The 22,835-nt window shown below is 40.3% G+C and carries 16 protein-coding genes; 7 read left to right on the forward strand and 9 right to left on the reverse strand.

Annotated features, from left to right (window positions below; genetic code table 11):
* Positions 1–13: 13 nt before the first annotated feature.
* The 5 genes from KYH19_RS15085 to KYH19_RS15105 all read right to left on the reverse strand — a co-directional run bounded on the left by KYH19_RS15085 (position 14) and on the right by KYH19_RS15105 (position 8,765).
* On the reverse strand, positions 14–1,186 hold the full coding sequence (locus KYH19_RS15085) for a CehA/McbA family metallohydrolase (protein ID WP_219075710.1): 1,173 nt from the start codon (positions 1,184–1,186) through the stop codon (positions 14–16).
* Positions 1,187–1,689: 503 nt separating this feature from the next.
* On the reverse strand, positions 1,690–3,093 hold the full coding sequence (locus tag KYH19_RS15090; protein WP_219075711.1) for an alkaline phosphatase: 1,404 nt from the start codon (positions 3,091–3,093) through the stop codon (positions 1,690–1,692).
* 8 nt (positions 3,094–3,101) lie between these two features.
* The gene (locus KYH19_RS15095; RefSeq protein WP_219075712.1) at positions 3,102–4,166 is read right to left on the reverse strand and encodes a phosphatidylinositol-specific phospholipase C1-like protein; all 1,065 of its coding nucleotides are present in this window, start codon (positions 4,164–4,166) and stop codon (positions 3,102–3,104) included.
* A gap of 10 nt (positions 4,167–4,176) precedes the next feature.
* On the reverse strand, positions 4,177–5,766 hold the full coding sequence (locus tag KYH19_RS15100; RefSeq protein ID WP_255562438.1) for a RagB/SusD family nutrient uptake outer membrane protein: 1,590 nt from the start codon (positions 5,764–5,766) through the stop codon (positions 4,177–4,179).
* Between the two features lie 11 nt (positions 5,767–5,777).
* On the reverse strand, positions 5,778–8,765 hold the full coding sequence (locus KYH19_RS15105; protein WP_219075713.1) for a TonB-dependent receptor: 2,988 nt from the start codon (positions 8,763–8,765) through the stop codon (positions 5,778–5,780).
* A 927-nt stretch (positions 8,766–9,692) separates the two neighbouring features.
* Between KYH19_RS15105 and KYH19_RS15110 the strand changes: the two genes are divergently transcribed.
* From KYH19_RS15110 to KYH19_RS15140, 7 genes are all read left to right on the forward strand, one after another.
* The gene (locus KYH19_RS15110) at positions 9,693–10,427 is read left to right on the forward strand and encodes an OB-fold nucleic acid binding domain-containing protein (protein ID WP_219075714.1); all 735 of its coding nucleotides are present in this window, start codon (positions 9,693–9,695) and stop codon (positions 10,425–10,427) included.
* 19 nt (positions 10,428–10,446) lie between these two features.
* Positions 10,447–10,992, forward strand: a complete 546-nt coding sequence (locus tag KYH19_RS15115) for a hypothetical protein (protein ID WP_219075715.1) — start codon at positions 10,447–10,449, stop codon at positions 10,990–10,992.
* 34 nt (positions 10,993–11,026) lie between these two features.
* Positions 11,027–11,755, forward strand: coding sequence for a hypothetical protein (locus tag KYH19_RS15120; RefSeq protein WP_219075716.1), 729 nt, complete (start codon positions 11,027–11,029; stop codon positions 11,753–11,755).
* The gene (locus KYH19_RS15125) at positions 11,752–12,435 is read left to right on the forward strand and encodes a response regulator transcription factor (RefSeq protein ID WP_121283675.1); all 684 of its coding nucleotides are present in this window, start codon (positions 11,752–11,754) and stop codon (positions 12,433–12,435) included. The genes KYH19_RS15120 and KYH19_RS15125 overlap by 4 nt, the downstream gene beginning before the upstream one ends.
* Positions 12,436–13,770, forward strand: a complete 1,335-nt coding sequence (locus KYH19_RS15130; RefSeq protein ID WP_219075717.1) for a HAMP domain-containing sensor histidine kinase — start codon at positions 12,436–12,438, stop codon at positions 13,768–13,770.
* 163 nt (positions 13,771–13,933) lie between these two features.
* Entirely contained in the window at positions 13,934–15,151 is a 1,218-nt protein-coding gene (locus tag KYH19_RS15135) for an MFS transporter (protein ID WP_219075718.1), read from the forward strand.
* Between the two features lie 131 nt (positions 15,152–15,282).
* On the forward strand, positions 15,283–16,527 hold the full coding sequence (locus tag KYH19_RS15140) for an arsenic transporter (protein WP_219075719.1): 1,245 nt from the start codon (positions 15,283–15,285) through the stop codon (positions 16,525–16,527).
* Between the two features lie 128 nt (positions 16,528–16,655).
* Here KYH19_RS15140 and KYH19_RS15145 read toward each other — a convergent pair whose 3' ends face one another.
* The 4 genes from KYH19_RS15145 to KYH19_RS15160 are packed head-to-tail and all read right to left on the reverse strand — an operon-like array spanning position 16,656 to position 22,830.
* Entirely contained in the window at positions 16,656–17,804 is a 1,149-nt protein-coding gene (locus KYH19_RS15145) for an AhpC/TSA family protein (protein WP_219075720.1), read from the reverse strand.
* Between the two features lie 10 nt (positions 17,805–17,814).
* Positions 17,815–19,446: a S41 family peptidase gene (locus KYH19_RS15150; protein WP_219075721.1), complete on the reverse strand. Its 1,632-nt coding sequence runs from the start codon at positions 19,444–19,446 to the stop codon at positions 17,815–17,817.
* A gap of 4 nt (positions 19,447–19,450) precedes the next feature.
* A complete protein-coding gene (locus tag KYH19_RS15155; protein ID WP_219075722.1) occupies positions 19,451–21,448 on the reverse strand; it encodes a TlpA disulfide reductase family protein in 1,998 nt (665 codons plus the stop codon).
* Between the two features lie 11 nt (positions 21,449–21,459).
* Positions 21,460–22,830: a RagB/SusD family nutrient uptake outer membrane protein gene (locus KYH19_RS15160; protein ID WP_219075723.1), complete on the reverse strand. Its 1,371-nt coding sequence runs from the start codon at positions 22,828–22,830 to the stop codon at positions 21,460–21,462.
* Positions 22,831–22,835 lie beyond the last annotated feature (5 nt).

Raw genomic sequence — 22,835 nt, forward strand, 5'->3', positions numbered from 1 at the left:
GTCCTGGCTATAATTAAAATTTAGGATCAAAATTAAAGTAAATCGGATTGGATAGCGCCACCATTTTTTCGCTTAACCCGGCAGACTTTGGTACTTGTGGGTAATCAGTATTTTTACCTTCTACTGTAACACGGTAATAGGTGCGGCCCTTTAAATCTGGTGTATCGGTAAATTGAAAAGCAGGAACTTCACCGCTAACATGAAAGCTGTTCAGCTTTGCTCCATTCTTGATTACGGTAACAGTATATTGCTCTTTGGGTAATTTATTGCCAATCAATTGCACCTGAAACTTTATTGGTTTACCCTTTGAAATTGCATTATCGCCCATCATCATTTCAAACTTACCATTACATTTATAATCAGCATAAAACTCAACTCTTGGCGCGAAAGGATTGGAACTTACAGCAGCTTTTCCATGATCTAAAGCATCTATAATTGCGGTAAGGCTACGTTGTTTTGCAAAAACCCAGGTTGTTGGTGTACCTACATAATTAAATTCCGCCTGATATGTATTTGCACTAGGTTTTTCAGCTGTGGTAGGCACGCCATGATGGGTATCGCTTCCACCTCGGCCTGTCATCATCCTGCCCGAAGAAAGCATGTCATCCCAAATCATTATTGCGTTGGCATTCTTCGGCCAAACAGCCGAATTCCAAACCTCGATAGATTTAACCAAATCGTAAGAAAAGCCAAAATTATCTTTTCCACTAGGATGATTTGCCGACAAATGGATCCCTAATGATTTCTTCACTTTTTCAATATTGACGTCCCGGGCATCCCTGATATCATACAATCTCTTATGGTCATAGGGCTTATCAGAAAATACATTTCCATGCCCCCTGGTTGTTGTCCATTCGGCGCCATAAAGCAAAAGCAGCGAATCTGATTTAAATTCCGGATCGGCCCAGGTATGGTGCGCAACATCGCCATTAACATGATTATCATGGTCGGTTATGGCTAAATAATCCATACCAACTGACTTTGAAAAATTAATAATCTTCGCAATCGAATTGTTAGATGATTCTGTACTGTGCCTCGAATGCACATGCAAATCGCCCTTTAACCAAACTCCGGATCTGTTTATTATTGCCGGAGGATTAGCAGTTTCCTGTGCCTGGAGATAGCCAGCATTGAGTATTAAAATAAGGCAAATTAAAAAACGAAAATATTTTGATTGAATAGTCATAATCTGGTTTAAAGATAGAACTAAAAAAGAGGCTGTATCATAAATCAACTGGTTTTAGTTTTGCCACATTAAGCTGAGCCTGTGCTGAGTTTGCCGAAGCATCGAAACGCTTTAAACATTTTTTTAAAGTCCTTCGACAGGCTACCATTGACGTTATTTTACAAATTATTATTAATCAACGCTTAATTACTTTAGTATTTCGCCCAGCTATGCCATAGCACGATATCCCCGTTCTACTTAAATCCGGCCTAACAAATTTTTCGGGCTGCACTGTCCAAGCCAACCTACTAGCTTTTAAAGAAAAATTTTCAGCCGGCAGTTTTTGTTTCTTTTTGATGCCAAAAAGAAAGAGCCCTTCGGCGGCGGCGAGCCGAGGCAAGACCGCGCCGTAGGATAAGAGAAAATAATTATACGTCACTCATATTGATTTTAACAATAATTAACCCTCAGGATGACATTTCGCATTTAGGAGACAGCCTCCTGATTATTTGTTTGCCGTTTGATTAAGCTTTTACTAAAAATGCTTCAGGCATTTCTGCAGCTTTAAGCATGAAATTATGCAGCTCGTAATTTTTAACAAAAGGTTTTAAATTTTCAGATCCCGGACCAAACATCGTCAACTCCACATAATCTCCGGTATGGTTCATTCCCGCCCATTGTACATCAGTATATTTACCTAAAATTTTGCCGTACTCGTAAAACGGCAGGTTCGATTCGTTGTAAAGCTGTCCCGGAACAATATCCTTAAAGTGCACCAATAAAGATTTTACATCTTCTGATTTCATTTCAAAACCTTGATTTTCTTTTATCAAATCAATTATTTTCTGTTCGCTAAATGATTGATTAAGCTGCGCCAAAAGCCAGGTATTACTGCGTTTGAAGTTTTGAAGGCTATCGAACTTTTTGTTGGCTTCATCAGCATAAAATAAACCAGGGTTCGAATTCCCATGATCTGTGGTGATGATCACCAATGTTTCACCATCTTTTTCGGCAAATTCTATTGCTTTTCCAACAGCTTCATCAAAAGCAAGCTGATCGAAAATTAAACCGCTCAAATCGTTAGAATGTGCAGCCCAATCTACTTTACCACCTTCAACCTGTAATGCAAAACCATCTTTATGGTCTTTCATCAATTCGATTGCTTTCATGGTCATCTCTGCCAGTGTTGGCGTCGATTTTATGAGTTCCTGGTCGTGCAAACGGTCGACCTCGTAAGGCATGCCATCTTCTGCAAACAAGCCCAATACAGGTTTTGATTTATCCAGGGCTAACATTTCCGTTCTGTTTTCTGCAACTTTGTAGCCCTGCGTTAAATATTTCGGAATCAGGTTCCCACCTGCCCTTTTTTCCCCGAAATATTTATGCCCACCACCCATCATCACATCGAATTTCAGGCCTAAATACATTTCTGCAATAATATCCTGACCGCCGCGGTTATCAATATTTACACAAAAACCTGCAGGAGTTGCATGCGTAATCGGTACAGTGGTTACACAACCTACCTTTTTACCTTTTTCTTTAAACTTTTGAAGAATCGGCTGGGGTTTTTCCCCTTTCATGCCAACGTTTAGTGATCCGTTTCTAACACGCATGCCTCCACCCCATGATGAACTTGCCGCAGCAGAATCGGTAACCAAAGAACTCGCGGAAGCGGTATCCATCAGCGCTCTTACGGCCTTATTATCTCTATAAAGCCCCAGCCACTTGCTGCTTCTGCCAAATATGCGATTGGAATAGATATCAGCCATATTCAACGTTCCGATACTCATCCCATCACTCACCATCATAATGATGTTTTTCGCCTTTTTACGCCCAACTACCGGCGAAGCTATTACATCTTTCATACCCACAAAAGGCAAACCCAAACCGGTTAATAAGCCTCCTTTTAATAACGATCTTCTGTTCATATCTGTTCCTACTTTTTAAATAAAGGGTTCGCTCTAAAGTATTTTCCATCGGCAAAACTGATGGCATAATCTGATTTAAAATGCGTGCTCTTTTTGTAATAATCTGTTGTAATAATCTGAGCGCCAGATTTACAGGCAGCTTCGAAATCGCTCCAATCGTTTTTTCTGGCTTGCTTGGCATCCGAATCTGCCCTGGTTCTGATGAGGTAGCCTTTTTTTACCAATTCAGGAATTTGCTCATCTTTAGGATTATTTCGAATCATAAAGCCCGCCTCAGGCGTTCCCGGTTCTGCATTTGCAAATAATACACGGCCTTTAAGTGAAGGATGACCTTGAATGTAGGTAGCGCGTTTTCTGTCTTTTGCATCCAGAACGAAAAGGAATTTACCTTTTGCCTGGCTAAGTTTCGGCCAGTTCTTGGCCAGTACAGCCTCTTCCAAAGTTTTATACTTGCCTCTCACCTCATCCGGACTTAAAATATGCTCTTTCCCTAAATTTTGAATAATCACAGCATCCAGTTCATCAAAAGTTTTACTTGTAAAAACTTCAGGCTGCGTAAATCCTTTACGCTTTATCGAGTCATCTTTAGCTTCTAAAGTGATAAAAACCGGTGTGTGGTTTGGATTAGCATCTGACCATTTCTTTAATTGCTGTAATGCATCTACAAAAGTTAATGCCGACGACCTGAAATCTAAATCCGGAACATGAAACACCTTAAATCCGGGTTTATTCATTTCCCCGTCTTTATCGAATGCAGGTTGTCCCTTTACCTCTTCAAAACCTCTGGGATTGGCGTATTTACCACCTTTCTCATCAGCATAAACATCAATTTCGAGATTTCTTAAACCCATATCCAATTGCTCGGGCATAGGGATATGTTCATAATCCAGACTGTTGGCAGCTGCCGAATCCTGTAATTTTATAACGTTGAACAGCGCAGGATTAATGGCTTGCTTATAACTATTGTGCGAGCCGATAACCTGTATTTGATTGATTGGCAAATCATCCTTTTTAGTGATTAAAGCAATTGCGGGTAGCACCAGCAATAAACCAAAACAGGTAATCAGTCTCATATTTTTAATTTTAGTATCCAGGGTTCTGTTTTAAATTTGCATTCAGCTTCAGCTCATTTGCCGGGATCGGATAGATTCTTCTGGTAAGATCCTTATTCATTTTTAAAACATCATTTGGCAAAGGGTATTCTGTTTCAAATTGTCCGAAACGGATCAGATCGTTTCTTCTCCAGGCCTCCCAGCTAAATTCACGTGCGCGTTCATCAAGTAAAGTACTCAAAGTAACCGTTGTTGCGCTTTCTGCACCGGCACGGCTTCTTATTTTATTAATTAAAACTAAAGGCGTTTGTAACTCACTGTTAACGGTAGTTGCTGTTGCCCCTCTTAATATGGCTTCGGCTTTCATTAACATTACATCGGCAAGACGTAAAACCGGCATATCGTTTCCGTTTAACCTGGTGGCTTGAATGGCATTTGGATCTGGCCAGTATTTTACTGAACGGACACCTTTTGCCTGATCAGCAACCGTATTACCTAAATCCATTGGTTTGCCTGGTTTTAAAATAAGGTCAGGGGTAATCTCAATTTGCGTTGTTGTTCCTGCAACATAAACAGGTTTGGTTAAATCAGGTTTACGGTTGGCATCAGGTGCATATTGCTTACCAATTAACCAGAAGCTGTTGCGAATATCGTTTGTCAAATTGAAGCGGTTATAATATTCAGGTGTGGTACTCATCGAAATACTGAAACCAACATTTATTCCGTAAGACGCTGCTAAAGCAGGGTAAAAACCAAACCTTGTAATCTGATTACCAGGGATTTGCTGATCATAAGGAATTGCAAAAATGGTTTCGTTAATCTGCGGGCCGTTGTTTACATCGAAAATATCGCTATATTTTGCATCCAGACTATAATTGCTGTTTTTCAAAATGTTATCGGCCATGGTAACGGCGTCTGTATATCTTGGTTTACCGGTATAAACTTCAGCGTTTAAATACATTTTTTCTAATAAGGCATAAACCATTGCCTGTGTTGGTCTTCCATAAACCAAAACCCGGTTAGTGTTATCCTTTACCGGTAATTGAGCAACTACAGCTAAAAGTTCTTTTTCTATGAATTCGAATACTTTTTCACGGGTTTGATTTCCAGGAGGCGTACTCACCGGAAAGGTATCTATAATAGGTACATTTCCATATAAATCCATCATAAAGTAATAATACAAGGCCCTCATTGCTTTTATTTCAGCTATGCTTTTAGCTTTTGAAGCATCAGATGCAACTGATTCGGTCGTAAGATTAATTAAGCGGTTACAATTGTTAATACCGCCAAAGCCCCACTGCCAGATATCTCTAACATTTGGATGATCAATAGTCCAGGTATGGTAATGCAACTGGCGGTACTGGCCACCATCATCAAAATTTCCATCACGTGCAGGCAGGATAGCCGCATCGGTAGAAAGTTCCTGCATTCTCCAATAAGGCACGCCGTACTGTGATGATAAGTTAGAATACATGGTGCCAAAAAGTGCCGTATAATCTGCAGTGGTATAGGGAAAATTTTCCTTAACGTATTGCGATTCTACATCGACATCTAGCTTGCTGCATGATTCGAAAACCATTAAACAGGCAAGAATATTAAACAGGATGATAAACTTTTTCATTTTCTTATTTTTTAGAATGATGCACTTACACCAAAACTATAGGTTCTTGTTTTTGGATAATAATTGTTATTGTCTATGCCCGGCGTTACACCACCCATATTAATCTCAGGATCAATACCGCTATAGTTTGTAATTACGAAAAGATTATTCGCGGTAGCATAAAGTCTGATGGCTTTAATTGATTGTGTTTTTGGTCTAATGGTGTAACCGATTGTTGCATTGTCTAAGCGCAGGTAAGAACCACTTTCCACAAAACGATCAGAAATCAGGTATGCATTCGCATCGTTGAAAGATTCGCCTAATGTAAATCTTGGAATATTTTGCAGCTTGGCATCAGCCGGATTGTTTAATGATGCCATTGTTGCATTTAAGATTTTATTCCCCAATACCCCACGAACAAGGAAATTCAAATCCCAATTTTTATAGTTGAAGGTATTTGCCCAGCCGTAAATTAATTTTGGTTGTGCATCGCCTGCAATTTTAGCATCTGTTGTTAAGGGTTGTGTAGCAATGGTTTGTCCGGCGGCATTAACATAGGTACTTACACCAGCCGCATTTTTACCCGCATAATTCCATAAATTGAAGGTACCCAGTGCATAACCTGGCTGAATCAGCTGACTGTAATTTCCTGACTGGCCTTTGCCACCCAACTGAGCCGTTTGAATGAATGAGATCTTATAGAAATCATCTGATAAGGTTTCCACAACGTTTTTATTGTGAGCGATATTTGGAGAGGTTGTCCATTTGAAGTTATCTGTTTTAACCGCAATTGCGTTTAAAGAGAACTCTACACCTGTATTTTTGATTTTACCAACGTTTGCCGTAATAGTTGGCAGGAAAAACTGCGTGGTTGAAACCTGATAATCTCCATAAATTAAATCAGAAGTTTTCTTCACATAAAAATCAACTGAACCTGTAATTCTATCTTTAAATAAGCCGAAATCTAAACCAATATTGGTGGTTGCTGTACTTTCCCATTTCAAATCCGGATTTGGATTTCTTACCGGCCCAATTGCATTGCTGATATTGCCATTATTTAAGAACTTACTATTTCCGGCAGGCGTACCATAAATCAGTAGTGCAGAAAAGGCATCAAAACCTAAACTATTACCCGAAACTCCATAACCTGCACGTAGTTTTAAATCACTCACTACCGGAACAGCTTTCATAAAATCCTCGCCAATAATTCTCCATCCGGCAGATACCGCAGGGAATAAACCACGGCGATTATTTATCCCAATAGCAGAAGAACCATCCTGTCTTAAAGAGGCCTGTAATAAATATTTTTCGTTGTAATTGTATTGCGCCCTTCCATAATAGGAAATAAATCTTATGGTAGAAATAGGAGCGTTATTAAAAATTATCTGAGAAAGTGCGGTTGGATTGGAAAGAAATAGATTATTGTAGCTTAAATTATCATTTGAGAAATTTTGTGTGGTTACACCAAATCCATCGTTGGTTCTGTCTTCCTGCCATGAATAACCTGCAAGTAATTTCAAACTGTGTTTGCCAAAGGTTTTATCGTAATTGAAATACCCTTCCAATACCTCACTTTTGTTTAAAATATCAATTTTCTGTGCTTGTCCGTTAACGCCTCTGGCTAATCCCGATTGGCTGTTCAGGTAAGTGCTGTAATTATTCTGATCCCTTTGCGAAGAAGCACTGGCTGTGAACTTCAGGCCATCAAGAATATTCACCTGCGCCATTCCATTAATCAATGTTTTATTATTCAGGTTGTTGATAACATTATTATCTACAATTGATAAAGGATTTCTCGTTCCGCTTCCGGTACGGTTATAGTTTTCTTTGTAAGTACCATCAGTGTTAAAAGGACTAACCGTTGGTAAATAGAACAGCATATTTGGTAATGCCTGAGATTGATAAATATCCGAGCTTTTTGAATTGCTATTGGTAACCGTTAAGCCAAGTTTTAACCTGTCGTTAAAAAATTTCTGGTTGATATATGCCCTTACAATAGTTCGTTTTAAAGAAGTATTTTTTAATATTCCTTTATTATCCAGGTAGTTTACGCTTGCTCCGTAATCTGATGCCTGACCAGAACCGCCGAAAGAAACATTATGATTCTGTGAAAAACCTGTTCTCTCCAATAACGATTGCCAATTTGTATCAGAACCATCGTCATCAATCGGGTTTAAAGTCTGTTTATTATCGGCGAGGTACTGCCTTAACTCCGGCGCGGATAGCATATCATATTTCTTGGAAACCTTTTCTACCGCAGCATAACCATTGTATGAAAGGCGTGCCTGTCCATTTTTAGATCTTTTTGTGGTCACCATAATTACACCATTTGATGCCCGCGAACCATAAATTGCCGTTGAGGATGCATCCTTTAAGATATCTATACTTTCAATATCGGCAGGGGCCAATAAATCAATTGATGCTCCCGGAACACCATCGATAACATAAAAAGGCTCTTGTGCTGCACCTTCTCTAAATGAAGAAGGTCCACGAAGGGTAATTGATGGCTTAGCATTTGGATCGCCACTTTTGGTTACATTTAAACCGGCAACCTTTCCTTGAAGTAACTGGGCGGGATTTACCATTACGCCCTGATTAAACTCTTCAGACTTAATGGAGGTTACTGAACCGGTTACATCTTTTTTATTCGCTGTACCATAACCGATTACCACAACATCTTTCAATGTCTGATTGTCTGGCATAAGCGTTACGTTAATCCGCATTTGATTGTCAACAGGCACTTCCTTTGATATGCTACCCAACATGGAAAAAACTAAAACGTTTGATGATTTTACCGATATAGTATAGTTTCCATCAGGATTTGTAGAAGTTCCGCCTGTTGAACCTTTTATTCTTACTGTTACACCAGGAATCGGCTGGTTTGTTTCATCAACAACTCTACCGCTGATGCTCCGGGTATTTTGCGCCATTACGTTTATGGAGAAAAGCATTAGCATAATTAATAAACCCTGCAGCCTGCGTACTTCAGTAAAGTAAATCAGTTTGTAAATTTTTTTCATGAATGATATTTTATAGTTTGTTTGCATTAGCCAGAACGGCAACTCATTTGGCCAAAACCCAATGACTAATTTGCTACAAAGATGAGCTTGGTTGGTTAGGAATTTATGATGTAAAAAATACTGAATTGTTAAATTCAGGAAGGAAAAGCATTGGAATGTTAAGAAAACAGCCATCAAACTTCATGTTAAACTTTTTAATTTAACATGAAGTTTAACAATCATTTGCAAAACAAAATATTGAGGTCATTTTGATTAAGATTATTCGTGTTGTCAGATGTTTCCATCTGACAACGATACAGTTCTTCCGAAGTTTGGGTTCCTAAAGAACTTAACGTTTTGGGTCTACTATTAAGCCCTGAAATAAATTACCTTCGGTGAGCTCGCTTAAGGCTCGGTTTACTCATAGTTTTCCGCTTCGCTACAGCTACAATTGACGTTATTTAACAAATCGTTATTAATCAGAATTTTAATTGCTTTCGTATTTCCACCCAGCTAGGCCATAGCACGGTATCCCCGTTCTACTTAAATCCGGCCTAACAAATTTTTCGGGCTGCACTGTTTTAGCCGTACAACTGGCTTCAAAAGAAAACGGCGAAGCCCTCATGAATGCAGTTGAAAGTTATAAACAACAAATGAATAAATTTTCAGCCGGCATTTTTTGTTACTTTTTGATGCCAAAAAGAAAGAGCCCTTCGGCGGCGGCGAGCCGAGGCAAGACCGCGCCTTAGGGCAAAAGAAATCAATTAAACGTCACTCATATTGATTTTTATAAAATAAGTTACCCCTCAGGACAACGATCGCATTTTAAAACTGTGAGGATAATCAAACAATCAAATGAATTAAATTTAATTCGCTTTTCATACCCTCTTCAGATCGCAAGCGTAGTTTTGAATCATAAAATTATTGAAAATCAAAAAAAGAGAGCATATGAAAAGTCAAATCAAAAAAACAGCAATAACTGCTTGTTTCGCGCTGATGAGTATAGTAACACTAGCGCAGGTACGCCCAAATGATACCCCTCCTGCACCACCGGCCGGAGGCCCTGGAGAAATGCTTCCTCGCCCTGAACGAAACAGAGGCGGTTTGGAAGGCGGTGCTTTAAAAGTTTTAACTTCGCTGAACGGAAAGGTTATTGCCTACCAAACGAATGACAGGTATATCTATAATAGTTTCACCTTGCAAAATGGCAATCAGGTAATCACGGTCAGATTTCCTGAACAACTAGGTAAACAATTGATGAGTGTAGCAGCTAAGGGTAAATCGGTAACTGTAAAAGGCTTTACAGATAATGGACCAGATGGTGTAAATGTATTCCAAATGGCAAGTTTGCTGGTTGATGGAACGCAAATAGTAGATACCCCGCCAACTGTACCTATTGTTCCGGTTAATGCACAGCCTGGAACCTTTACAGGAAAAATCAGTGATTTTAAGCGTGACCAGGGAGGTGCAATCCGCGGGCTTAATCTCGATAATAAGATCCAGATAGATTTACCTCCACCTGCAATTGAACAGTTACAGTCTTTACTAAAAGCTGGAGATAAAGTAAAGGTAACCGGCATTAAAGACACACCACCATCAGGTGTAGCGTTAGAAAGCGGTGCCCCAACCATCATTCACCCGGAAACCATTGAGATCAATGGACAGACTTATTTGTTGAGATAATCTGGTTAGATCCTTTCGTGTGGACACATCTTTAGGTTTGGGTTTTTTATACGTTTTGCTAGCTTGCTTTAATAAATTTACAGGTTTTACCGAAGAACGCCGTCAATCCCAAGGGCAGGAGAATCAAAAAAACAGGAGTAGTTCATTACAATTTGCACAAACAAACCTGAAACGCAGTGGTTTTGTGTTCGTAATCACTGAATTAAAACTCAAAATAGCATTGAATACAAAACAAAGTGCCGCTGTTTTTTTGATGTGCGTGAGATTGTGTAAAAGGCCCATTGCTGGATTGACAAGCGCTTTGGGTACTTTGGCGCTCCAAAGTACCATGCCACCGCGGCATAGAGCGGAAAAAATCAACATTTATTTCCAAAGTATAGTTTTTAAGATATCAAAGCTTTCTATCAGCATGACGATCGACCTAGGCAACGACGCTAAAAACAAATGTAAACTAAAAGATATGTGTCCACACGATAGGGTTAGATTGGGAGAGCTACTTCGCTCTCCCAATCTTAAATTAATTGTTGACGCGTATGAACTAATTGGCTGCTTCGCTGTTAACTGATAAAATATAATGGTATTTTGCAGATTGTATGAAAATGGAGCAAGATAATGACGTAGAGCCATTAACGATGAAAAATTACCGCCCCCTGCTGGTCGTGATCATTATTTTACTATTGGTTATTATCTGGTTATTAATAAAACCTCCTGTGCCTTTATTACCGAAAGCTCCAATACAACTTGACAGGCCACCGATGGAACGCCTGCAAAAACAACGGATAATTACCGGAATCGTTACCAGATATAAAAACAATCCTCATTTAGATATCAATGCATTGGAACTGAAAACCGAAAAGGCTGGTTCAATCACTATTGATTTTCGACCACATACAGCAGCATGGGTAACCAGGATTGGTACCATTGGAGAATTGGTTACGGTAACTTATGGTTTAAACCCGAGCGATGAAGTAGTTGGTTACCAATTAATAGCCATTAAGAATAATAGAACGGGCATTAGTCAGACTCTCGGGGATTTACCCCCGCCTCCGGATGTTCCAAATCAGCAAACAGAAAAATTTAAACTGGAGAAACCTGTTTTGATCACAGATCAATATGGTGGTATTGTGGCCCTGAGAAAGAATAACCTTTTATTTCACTTTAAGCCGGGGCTGGTAGATGATATCGCACACCTCATCAAAGAAAGCGACATATTTCATCTTGTAGCGGTGAGGCGTCAGGATGACCAGGGCTTTATTAATATAAATCATGATAAAGTATACATTGTGCTTAGCATTACGATAGATAACAAAACATTCCTGGTAAGATGAAAATATTATTAATAGAAGATGAGTTAAAGTTAGCAGGATTTATTGCTGACGCCCTTACGCAGGCCGGTCACATCTGTGATCAGGTTGCCGATGGTAATAAAGGCTTGGAAACGGCTATGGTTGGCAATTATGATCTTATCTTATTGGATATGATGTTACCCACACTTAATGGGTTGGAAGTTTTAAAAAACCTGCGCAGTTTTAATAACCAAACGCAGGTGATTATAATAAGTGCATTAAACGATACAGAGCACGTGATAAACGGGCTTGACCATGGCGCTATTGATTACCTTAAAAAGCCATTTGAGCTTGATGAATTGTTAGCCAGGGTACGTTCTGTACAACGCCGGTCTTTAGCACAGGGTTCCCTCAAATTACAGGTTTCGGATCTCAAGGTAGACCTGCTGACAAGAGAAGTTAGCCGGGCTGGTAAACCAGTGATACTGAGTAATCGTGAATTTGCCTTACTGGAGTTCCTGCTCGCCAATCAGAACAACGTAGTAACAAAATCACAGATTCTCGAAAAAGTATGGGACATAAACTTCGATCCCGGCAGCAATGTAATAGAAGTACACCTTTACCAGCTTCGAAAAAAAATGGATAGAGGTTATGATGAAGAATTGATCCACACGGTTGTTGGGCGGGGTTATGTACTGAAAGGCGACGTAAAACAAGGCTAAATGACAGGAAAGCTTCAGTTCGGTATCAAATTAAAAATAACGGCAGCATTCAGCCTGATCTTTATTTTGTTGAGTTTCTCCTTCAACCTCTACTGTTACCGGAAGATCAGGATGCTGATGATATCCGATAATGATGCCTATTTAATAGCCAGGGCCCAAACACTTTTGGATAAAACCGAAGTATTACCGGCAATTATTCCTTTGCCTGATAACAATACCTCAATTCGGGTATTATACCATTCAGCAGGAAAGCCCATAACAGTTTTTCAGTCGCCGGGGATCATTAAAAATATCCGCACACCTACAAAGACGGGCGTAACCGATACCCTGGGAATGAGGGTTGCCTACGTAATCAGCAGTAATGAAGATAACCCCGCCGAATTGATGCTCGTACGCAGTGCAGACCAATTAAATAATAATTTACAATACCTGCTCTTACTGCTTTTTGCCTGTAGCCTGTTGAGTGTTTTGCTTGCAGGTTTGATCGCCTATATTTTATCGTTTTATTTATTACAGCCGGTGCAACGTATCATTAAAGCCGCAAAGCTTATCAATGCGCATAAACTCAGGGATGTAATTCCGGTTAAGAAAACGAATGATGAATTGCAGGAATTAACGGAAACCATAAATATGATGTTAGTGAGGATCGATGAATCGTTACAGCAGCAGCAAAACTTTTTTGCCTCGGCCTCACATGAATTAAAGACACCGCTGGCCATTATGCGCGCCGAAATAGAAGTCCAGCTATCTAAGCCGGTATTGGCGCCGGAGCTATCAAACCTGATGAAAAGTCAGCTTGCTGAAATTAACAGGCTGCAACAGGTGGTACAGGAATTCTTACTGGTAAGTCAGTTAAAAAGTAGTGGTATTACCTTACATAAGCAACAAATTGATCTTTCATTGGTTATACTCCGGTTATTTCACAGGTTCCAACCATTTCTGCAACAAAAAGGATTAAACTCAACGATTGACTTTGATAAAGATGCAGAGACATTTTTGATAACTGCCGATGATGATAAACTGAATATCTTACTGATGAACCTCATAGAAAATGCAGTTAAATATGCTGCTCCAGATACCACCATCCACTGTTCTGTTCAGCGATCCACATTGAAAGATCATATCGCCATAAGCTTTAAAAATACGATTAACGAAGAAAGTTTCCCCACTGAAAATCTCCAAAATGCCTTCCATAGAGAGGCTATAGACTCAAACGGTGCAGGCATTGGCCTTTGGCTGGTTAAAGAGATCACGCAATTACATCATGGAAATTTCCACATGGAAAGCAGCAACTTTTCATTTGAAGCAATAGTAGACTTGCCAATCAGCGCATAGCGGTCAGTATTGATCTAAAACGTCATCTCGCACCACTTTTTAATATGAAGAAAAATTAATCCCATCAAAAAATAGCATAACAATCTGATTTACAATTAATTAATATAAATTATTCCTATTAAGTGTTTAAACATAATAATGCTCAAGATGTTAAGGAAATTATATGAGCAAACAAGTAGCAACAGGTGTAACAGATAAGAGGGTAATCTGGCCATTACAATCTCTTAATTTTTTCATGGCTGACCTCCAGGCTGGAATCGGGCCATTTTTAGGAATATTCCTTTTAGCACATGGCTGGAAAAGCGGACTGATTGGTTCAGTCATGACCATTGGCGGAGTTGCCGGAATGATCATGACTATTCCGGCTGGTGCATTAATCGATGCCACCAAAAGGAAGCGATTTTATGTAGTTATATCAGCGATCTTCACCATATTGGCCTCGGCGATAATCTTATTCACCCAGGAGTTTTGGCTGGTTAGCATTTCGCAGGTGGCAACAGCTATTGCCGGATCGGCTATCGGTCCGGCTATAATCGGAATCACACTGGGCATAGTCAAGCAAAAAGGCTTTAACAAGCAAAACGGGTATAACCAGGCATTTAATCATGCAGGCAATGTGGTCGGTTCTGCGCTTTCTGGTTACCTGGGTTATAAATTCGGCATAACTGCAATATTTCTTCTGGCTGCTTTTTTTGGCGTACTATCCATTATTTCAGTGTTATTGATTCCGGCCAAATCCATTGACGATCATGTGGCAAGAGGCATGAAAGAGGGGGATAAAAATGAGAAAGCGAGTGGATTTAAAGTATTATTTCAGTGTAAATCATTATTAGTACTTGCAGGTGCATTGGCATTTTTTCATTTGGGGAACGGCGCTATGCTGCCACTTTATGGCCTTGCCGCTGCCGCTAATGGCCAGGGTAATGCTTCCATGTTTGTGGCCATGACGATTATTATCGCGCAACTGGTCATGATCGGCACCTCATTATTAGCCATGAAGATGGCAGATAAAAAAGGCTACTGGTTGGTATTATTCATCTCTTTCCTATCGTTACCTATCCGTGGTTTATTTGCCGCTTATATGCACAGTCACATAGGAATCTATCCCGTACAAATTTTAGACGGAATTGGAGCCGGCCTGCAAAGTGTTGCAGTTCCCGGATTGGTTGCTCATATATTGAATGGCACGGGACGCGTAAATATCGGACAGGGTGCTGTGATGACAGTACAGGGACTAGGTGCTTCATTTAGCCCGGCAATTGGAGGCTGGATAGCTCAGGGAATAGGTTATAGTACTACTTTTATGATCCTTGGTGCGTTCGCCATCGGTTCCATCCTGTTGTGGATCATATTTGCAAAAACAATCAAGGATGCTTGCTAATCTATATTAATTCTCATTAGAATAATATAGTAATAAATGACTCGGCACCTAGCCAAAAAAAATGGAATTATAGATACGCACCTGGCCCTAACCGTAATGCAAAACCAATATCTTTAGCGCTATAAAAAAATATGACTAACATCTTAATCTGGATCATTTCCTTCCTGGCAATAGCAGGTGTGATCATCAGGCCTTTTAAAGTTACAGAAGCGGTGTATGCCATAAGTGGCGCTGCCTTATTATTATTATTTCAGCTGATTAGCCCCTCTGATGCCTTTTATGGGGTAGCAAAAGGTTTAGATGTTTATTTATTCCTGACGGGCATGATGTTGTTGGCAGAAACAGCCCGGGAGGAAAAACTGTTCGATTGGCTGGCTGCTCATGCCACTTTAAGGGCTAATGGATCTTCAGGAAAGTTGTTTTTGCTGATCTACCTTGTTGGTGTTATTGTAACCACATTTCTTTCCAATGATGCGACAGCAGTTGTGCTAACGCCAGCCGTGGCCGCTGCAGTTAAAGCAGCTAAAGTAGAAAAACCACTGCCTTATTTATTGATCTGTGCTTTTATTGCTAATGCAGCTTCTTTTATGCTTCCCATTTCAAATCCTGCAAATCTGGTCATTTATGGCAAACACATGCCATCCTTAATGCATTGGCTAAGTTTGTTCCTTATCCCCTCTATATGCGCCATTACCGTTACTTATTTTATGCTCCGATTTTCTCAGCGCGACTGTTTTAAACAGAAAATCAGAACTGACATTAGTTTGCCTGAATTAAGCCCTGGCGGTAAAACAGCTTTAATTGGAATCTGTGGAACAGCAGCTGTTTTACTGGCTGCTTCGGCCTGGAATATTCAACTTGGATTGCCTACATTGATCACCGGCATCACCACCAGCGCAATTGTATTGGCCAGAGCAAGAAAAAACCCGGTCAATGTTATTAAGGGGATATCCTGGGCAGTACTTCCGTTGGTGGCAGGTTTATTTGTAGTAGTAGAAGCCTTAAATAAAACCGGGATGACCCAACATTTAAGTGCAATGTTAAATGATGCGATAGCACGATCTGAGACGGCAGCTGTGTGGATTAGTGGTACCGTGACCGCCGTAGCCTGCAATTTAATGAATAATTTGCCGGCCGGTTTAATTGCAGGAAATGTGCTGCAAAGTACACATACACCAGATATGGTTAAAAGCGCGGTACTGATTGGCATAGACCTCGGCCCCAACCTCTCCATAACAGGCTCATTGGCTACTATACTATGGCTGGTGGCTTTAAGACGGGAGGGGCAAGCAGTAAGTGCCTGGACATTTTTAAAATTAGGAAGCGTAATCATGACTGCAGCGTTGATAGTTGCCATACTATCCTTATGGATTTGATCTGGTTAGGTATCTTGCTACGGCATTACTAATCCTGTAGTCAATTGATATGCCCACAGTAAATGATACAAAAAATGCAGGCGACATCCATCAACCTGCATTAGTCATCATTAACCTATCAAGATGTTTTACTTAGCGCGTCCGTCAAATATTTCTTTGATTTTCGCTTCTAAGGCTGCACCTCTAAGCTCTTTAGCGATAATTTTACCGCTTGGATCGATTAAAAAATTCATTGGGATAGCTTTAACATCATATTTAGCCGCGGCATCGTTTTCCCATCCTTTTAAATCTGCAACCTGTTTCCAGGTCAGTTTATCGTCAGCGATGGCTTTAAGCCATTTTGCTTTATCAGCAGCCTTATCCATTGATACGCCTAAGATTTCGAATCCTTTTGATTTATATTGTTCATAAACCTTCACAAGGTTTGGATTTTCTCTCCGGCATGGTGCACACCATGATGCCCAGAAGTCGACCAGCACATATTTACCTTTGTAATCAGAAAGTTTAACCATTTTACCGTCTACATCAGGTTGAGAGAAATCCTGCGCGTCTACGCCTTCCTGTGTTTTTTTAAAGTGAGCAATACGCTCAGCTACTTGCTTTCCAAAAAAAGAAGACTTCAGTTCAGGAGAAATATTGGCGAAGATTTTTTCCATCTCTATGGCATCGAAACCCGGACCTAAGGTTGAATTAAGCGCCATCAAGGCCATATACTTATTCGGATTTTGCTTCACATAATTAATTTTGGCATCAAAAATCTCTTTCTCTATCACTTTCGCTCTTTTTTCCAGATCCATGATATAGGTTTTATCCTGTTTTTTAGCTTCTGGCTGATCAGCAAATTCTTTTTCCAGACCTTTCAGTTTTCCATAAATAGGAGCTAAAAGGGCATCCACTCTGTTGCTTTCATCAGTTAAAGTAGAACCTTTGATTGTAGCGGTTTTAATGGAATCTTTTCCGGTAATGGTGATATTCTCGTTTCCTAGAATGATTGCCATGCCATCAATTTTAATGCGTCGTCCGGGTGTATCGATGGATTTGTCGTGTTTCAGGCGAAGCGTAGCCTCCATTGGTGAAGGAACTGAACCTTTAAATGTGAAAGCCCCGTTAACCAGTTCTACTGAATCTAGTTTTTCCTTCCCTTCCAGTTTAGTTAAGAGAAAGGCTTTTGCAGGTTTGCCCAGTTTGCCGATCTGGCCTTTGATCACATAGCCTGTTTGTGCAGAGGCAACAAAAGCACTTATCACTAATGTTGCTGCCAATAATGTTTTTTTCATGGTTTATAGATTATTTTTTCGTGATTTTGGTTGGAGCGGTTGTATTTTTAGAAGGTTTACCTTCCAGGAATTGATTATAATTTTTTTGGTTATTCAGGATATCCAATGCTGTACTAAAAGCGGTACTCGCTTCATTTCGAACGCGAAGTGCATAACCTTTACCTAAATAGAGCATATCGGCCATTTCTGCCTTTAATTCTACAGCAATAGTTTTTCTCGCTACCTTATCCGTTACCGGTGGCAGTTTAAGACCCTGCTTAATCGCGCTGGTCATGATCTGATCAATCATTTGCTCATCTATGTTGAAGGAATGATCAAAAGCATCAAAGTCCGCATATTTATCGGTTAAGTTTTTTCGGTTTTGTTGTACATAATTGAAAGCCGCCTGGGTTACCCGTCCGCTGTTCATCAATTTATTTAACCATGCGCTGTACAGTGCCGTATCGATTGGTATGAACTTATCTGGCATAATCCCACCACCACCATAAACCGTTCTTTTATTCAGGAGGGTGGTATGTTTTAAAGAATCCGGAAAGTTCACATGTCCTCCTTCTGTAAGTTCACCAGAAGCCATACGCCGGTTAAAATCTTCAAAGTAATCCGTTTTACCTTTTGCATAGGGTTTCTGAATCGATCTGCCAGATGGCGTGTAGTAACGTGCTGCTGTCAATTTGATTACTGAACCATCGCTCAATTCAAGGCCTTTTTGCATGATGCCTTTACCAAAACTTCTTCTGCCAATGACCACAGCCCTGTCCCAATCCTGTAGAGCACCTGTTAATATTTCGCTTGACGAAGCCGTTGACTCATCAATCAAGACCACCAGATCGCCTGTCATAAACTGACCAAAACCACCAGTCATATAATTATCTTTTACACCGGAGTTGGTTACCGAATAGAAAACCAGTTTCTCCTTCGGAAGGAATTCGTCAGCTACGCCGATAGCAGCTTCAACAAGTCCGCCTCCATTAGATTGTAAATCCAGGATTAATTTGGTCATGCCTAAAGCCTTTAATTTCTTTAATGCTGCATCCATTTCCCTTCTGGTTGACTGGCTGAAAATAGCTAACGAAATGTAGCCTACATTTTTGCTTACCATGTAACTGGTATTGATGGAAAGATCAGCGATCAGTTCCCTCATCACATTAAATTCGAGCGGTGCGGTTTGCGACTTCCGCATAATGCCTAACTTAACGGCCTTCCCTTTTTCGCCCCGCAGCAGTCGCATCACATCCTGGTTTCTTAAACCTTTACCAAAAATAGAGGCTCCGTCAACCGTACTAATCCGGTCGCCTACCTGCAAACCTGCTCTTGCTGCCGGCCCATCAGGATTAATACCCGTTATAAAGGTACTATCAGCCACCATCGCAAATGAGATCCCGATACCGGCAAAACTACCAGTCATTTGCTCATTCATGGCTTCAATTTCTTCGCGGCTAATGTAACTTGAATGCGGATCGAGGCTGCTTAACATCGCTTTAATGGCCGCATCAACAACCTGCTCATCATTTACCGGATCTACATAATTATCCTGAATAAGTTTAAGTGCATCCTGCAATTTTATTTTCGGATTCATTTGTGCATGGGCATTATAGCTAATCAATAGCACAAGTATGCTCCATAATATTTTCGCTCTCTTCATTTTATTATTTCTCTGCTCTTAATATTTCAATCGCGGTAGATAATTCATCGCTTAACTGACTCGGACTACCGGAATATCCTTCTGAGCTGTAGCGCACTACGCCATTTTTAACTATGATTTTGCGTGGAATAGATGACTGTTTAAACAGTGGTAAAAGGCTCTTAAATACCTGATCTTGCGCCCCTGTTGAACTAATAGCATCATGCAAAAGGTTGAAACGAAAGCCCTGACTTTTTACGTAGTTCACAGATTTAGCTTTGTAATCGCCAGCTTGCATCGTGCCGATCATGTAAATGCCAATTTGTGGGTCTTTAGCATAGTGGTCAACCAGAAGTTGCATCCCAGGGAAAGCTTCAATGCATGGTCTGCACCAGGTTGCCCAGAAGTCGATGACCACAATCTGGTCGGCCCAATCTTTAGAATTAACCATTTTGCCGTCGGCATTTTCTAAACTAAATGGCGTGAGCGGATAATTAACCATGTTCGACATTACATGTGCCCTCATTTCATTTTTCTTGTCAGATGGCGTTAAACCAGCAAGATACTGCTCATAGCCTTTTTCCTGGCCTTGGTGTTCGCTTTTATATACTTCCTTTAATTTGGCAAACATTTCAGGAGTAACCGCATTGGCTGCTACGCTGTTTTCAAGAAAGGGTTTAATGGCCTGGTCATCTTTCAGTTCGCTCAATACACGAAGATGCATGGCATTCATATCGGCGTTACCATAAGTGCCCTCTTTAGATAGGTACTGAAAAAAGTTTTTTGCTGCGGCGAAATCTTTTTGGTTGACGGCTAACGCAACATGAGTAAATAAACGATCATCCATTTGCTTATCGGCGTTTCCCTGTGCTTTTACCGCATCCCTACCGAAGTCAGTTAGATAAGACTGATCATGCTGGCGTTCCAAAAGGTAAGGAATAATCTTTTTGCTTAACTCATAAAGTAATTTATAATCGGCTTTACCTGACATGGACATTTGATTTCGCGTTATATTCCAGCGGTAGATTTCGTTGGCAGTTTTAAAATCAATATCCTTAAAGAGTCCTAAAAATTTTTCATTTTGCCCGTCTTCAAAATACTGTGTTGCCAAATTTCTGTATATTGTATAGTAAACAAATCCCTGGCTGTCCGGTGATTTATTCCATTCCATATATGGAAAAGCCTTCAGAAAATCTTCAGCACCTGTTTCGAAATCCTTTCCGTATTTTCCCTCTGTATATTTTCTGAAGGCTAAAAACCTGGCTGTGCTGCTTTTAGGATAATCTTTGAAAATAATTGATTCTACTGTAGCTGAACCACTTTTATTTTTTAACTTTTCGTAATAGCGTTGTGCCTGCGCCAAAAACTGCTCATCAAGTTTTTCATTTTTCAGCTCGCTCTTTAACAGGTTATCAGCCATTACGCTGAACTCAGGAGCAGGCATGGTGAGCTGCTTAAGGTCAAGATAATTGAACAAAAGTGTTCTTGGTATACGCTTAGAAAGCTTTTCTTCCTTTTGCAGCAAAGAATCTATCGTCTTTTGATCTTTGGAAGGACTAACAAAGCTGTTCATTGTCCAATCGCCGGTTGCACCTGCTTTGAAACTGGCCTCTGCCAGGTAGCTACCCGGAACTATTTTTCCCTTAGTATCCACAACCTGGTGATAATAACCTTTACCATTCTGATTGTCGATCGCTTCAGGATTCTGAAGGTCATCACCCTGATAAAATTTTAAAGCGATTAATACCGCATGATCCGGAAGCTGATAACTCCCAGTCCACATGTCGTTCTTTTTCGCTAACTGAACCGGAACAGTGCTCCATTTGCTACCGCTGTATACTGCCGCGAGTGCTTTAGGCCCGTCACTAAATTCGAGATCGCCACCTTTAGGCTGGTATTGAAAGCTGATTTTCTGGTTTTGCTTTAATATTTCGGGCTGCCAGGTTACCGTTTGTGCAGCTAACTGCTGCCCGAAAAACGGGCAAAGCAGTAGCATACATTTTCTAAAAAAATGTTTTTTCATGGATTGATTTTTTATCTAGGATTTTGTTGCAATTCGGGGTTCAAAAGAATGTATTTATCTCCAATAGGATATAAGTAAAGGTTGCTGTTGGGTTGTAAAGTATAATTAACACCTTTGAAACTGCGATTTTTTGTTACGGCGAAATCGTTGTCAAGATTCAGACGTTTCTGGTCAAACCAGCGCATACCTGTTCCAAAAAACTCCCGTCTTTTCTCTTCAACAACTATACGCAGTGCATCACTGGCACTTGCCGCTGTTAACGGAACATAATTGGCCGTTGTAAAGCGCTTAATTCTCAAATTATTGACCAAACTCATCGCATCTGCAGTTTTTCCGCCCCTGGCCAGACATTCTGCTTTAATTAGCATCATCTCAGGCACAGTAGGTCCGTTACTGAGAACAAACTCATTGATCATGTATTTGGTAGATGCCCTTCCCGTAAAAGAAGCGCTAAACTGGCGTGGAAACCGACTCCCCAAATCTGAGAATAACTTGTAGCGTAAATCTGTTGTTCCCAAAGAAGTCAATAAATCACTACTTAGGGAAGTAGCAGGGTAAGCAACATTTGCGATTTTAGAAAAAATAATTTCCGGATTTAATAGTCTAACTGGAATAGTTCCAGACGCATTTTCGTAGGTTTTTAAGTCGAGTAAGCCACTTTGCAAGGCCAGGGCGCTATCCGCATATAAGGCTGCATTGCTAAAATCGCGCATATTTAAATAGGTCTTGGCGAATATGGCATAGCCTGATACTTTCGCCGGGCGTACATTATACTCTGCAACCGAAGGCAAACGACTTATTGATGTTCTTAAATCACCTAATATCTGTTTATAAACATCCTCAACAGATGCTCTGTTGAGTTTAGTAAATAAATTTGGTGTGGTTAGCAGTGGAACGCCCAGGTCTGTTGATGCAGTGGCCGCATTATATTGCTTGCCGTACATATTCACCAGCACCAGATAAGTATAAGCCCGGTGTACCAAAGCCTCTGCATAAATCCGCTGCTTCTCCGCTTCCGTTCCATTCTGAGAAGTCAGAACGCCGTCCAAAACCTGGTTGCATACATAAATAGTTTTATATAGTTTATCCCAATCGGCGTCGCTTTGGCTATCGGAGGTATATTTTGGCGCCCAGGTGTACACATTGCCCAAAATATCCCCAAGTGTATTTTGCCTGGTCGCATCAGTGATCTCTATGTCATCACCTGACAAAATCGGATAAGAATAAGTTCCTTCCAGAACAGCATTATTGTTCATGGTATTCCTAAAGTCCGAAGTATATTTTAGTGTCCTGGTTGAAAGCGGATCAATCTCCACATATTTTCTGCAGCTTGCCAAAGTAATTGCTAAGGCAAACAATATAATTGAATATCTATTTTTCATGTTGA

Source organism: Pedobacter sp. D749 (assembly GCF_019317285.1).
Lineage (GTDB): Bacteria > Bacteroidota > Bacteroidia > Sphingobacteriales > Sphingobacteriaceae > Pedobacter.

Coding starts and splice junctions, on each gene's coding strand:
- KYH19_RS15085 (WP_219075710.1), bottom strand. CDS start 1,186: ATGACTATTCAATCAAAATATTTTCGTTTTTTAATTTGCCTTATTTTA.
- KYH19_RS15090 (WP_219075711.1), bottom strand. CDS start 3,093: ATGAACAGAAGATCGTTATTAAAAGGAGGCTTATTAACCGGTTTGGGT.
- KYH19_RS15095 (WP_219075712.1), bottom strand. CDS start 4,166: ATGAGACTGATTACCTGTTTTGGTTTATTGCTGGTGCTACCCGCAATT.
- KYH19_RS15100 (WP_255562438.1), bottom strand. CDS start 5,766: ATGAAAAAGTTTATCATCCTGTTTAATATTCTTGCCTGTTTAATGGTT.
- KYH19_RS15105 (WP_219075713.1), bottom strand. CDS start 8,765: ATGAAAAAAATTTACAAACTGATTTACTTTACTGAAGTACGCAGGCTG.
- KYH19_RS15110 (WP_219075714.1), top strand. CDS start 9,693: ATGAAAAGTCAAATCAAAAAAACAGCAATAACTGCTTGTTTCGCGCTG.
- KYH19_RS15120 (WP_219075716.1), top strand. CDS start 11,027: ATGGAGCAAGATAATGACGTAGAGCCATTAACGATGAAAAATTACCGC.
- KYH19_RS15125 (WP_121283675.1), top strand. CDS start 11,752: ATGAAAATATTATTAATAGAAGATGAGTTAAAGTTAGCAGGATTTATT.
- KYH19_RS15130 (WP_219075717.1), top strand. CDS start 12,436: ATGACAGGAAAGCTTCAGTTCGGTATCAAATTAAAAATAACGGCAGCA.
- KYH19_RS15135 (WP_219075718.1), top strand. CDS start 13,934: ATGAGCAAACAAGTAGCAACAGGTGTAACAGATAAGAGGGTAATCTGG.
- KYH19_RS15140 (WP_219075719.1), top strand. CDS start 15,283: ATGACTAACATCTTAATCTGGATCATTTCCTTCCTGGCAATAGCAGGT.
- KYH19_RS15145 (WP_219075720.1), bottom strand. CDS start 17,804: ATGAAAAAAACATTATTGGCAGCAACATTAGTGATAAGTGCTTTTGTT.
- KYH19_RS15150 (WP_219075721.1), bottom strand. CDS start 19,446: ATGAAGAGAGCGAAAATATTATGGAGCATACTTGTGCTATTGATTAGC.
- KYH19_RS15155 (WP_219075722.1), bottom strand. CDS start 21,448: ATGAAAAAACATTTTTTTAGAAAATGTATGCTACTGCTTTGCCCGTTT.
- KYH19_RS15160 (WP_219075723.1), bottom strand. CDS start 22,830: ATGAAAAATAGATATTCAATTATATTGTTTGCCTTAGCAATTACTTTG.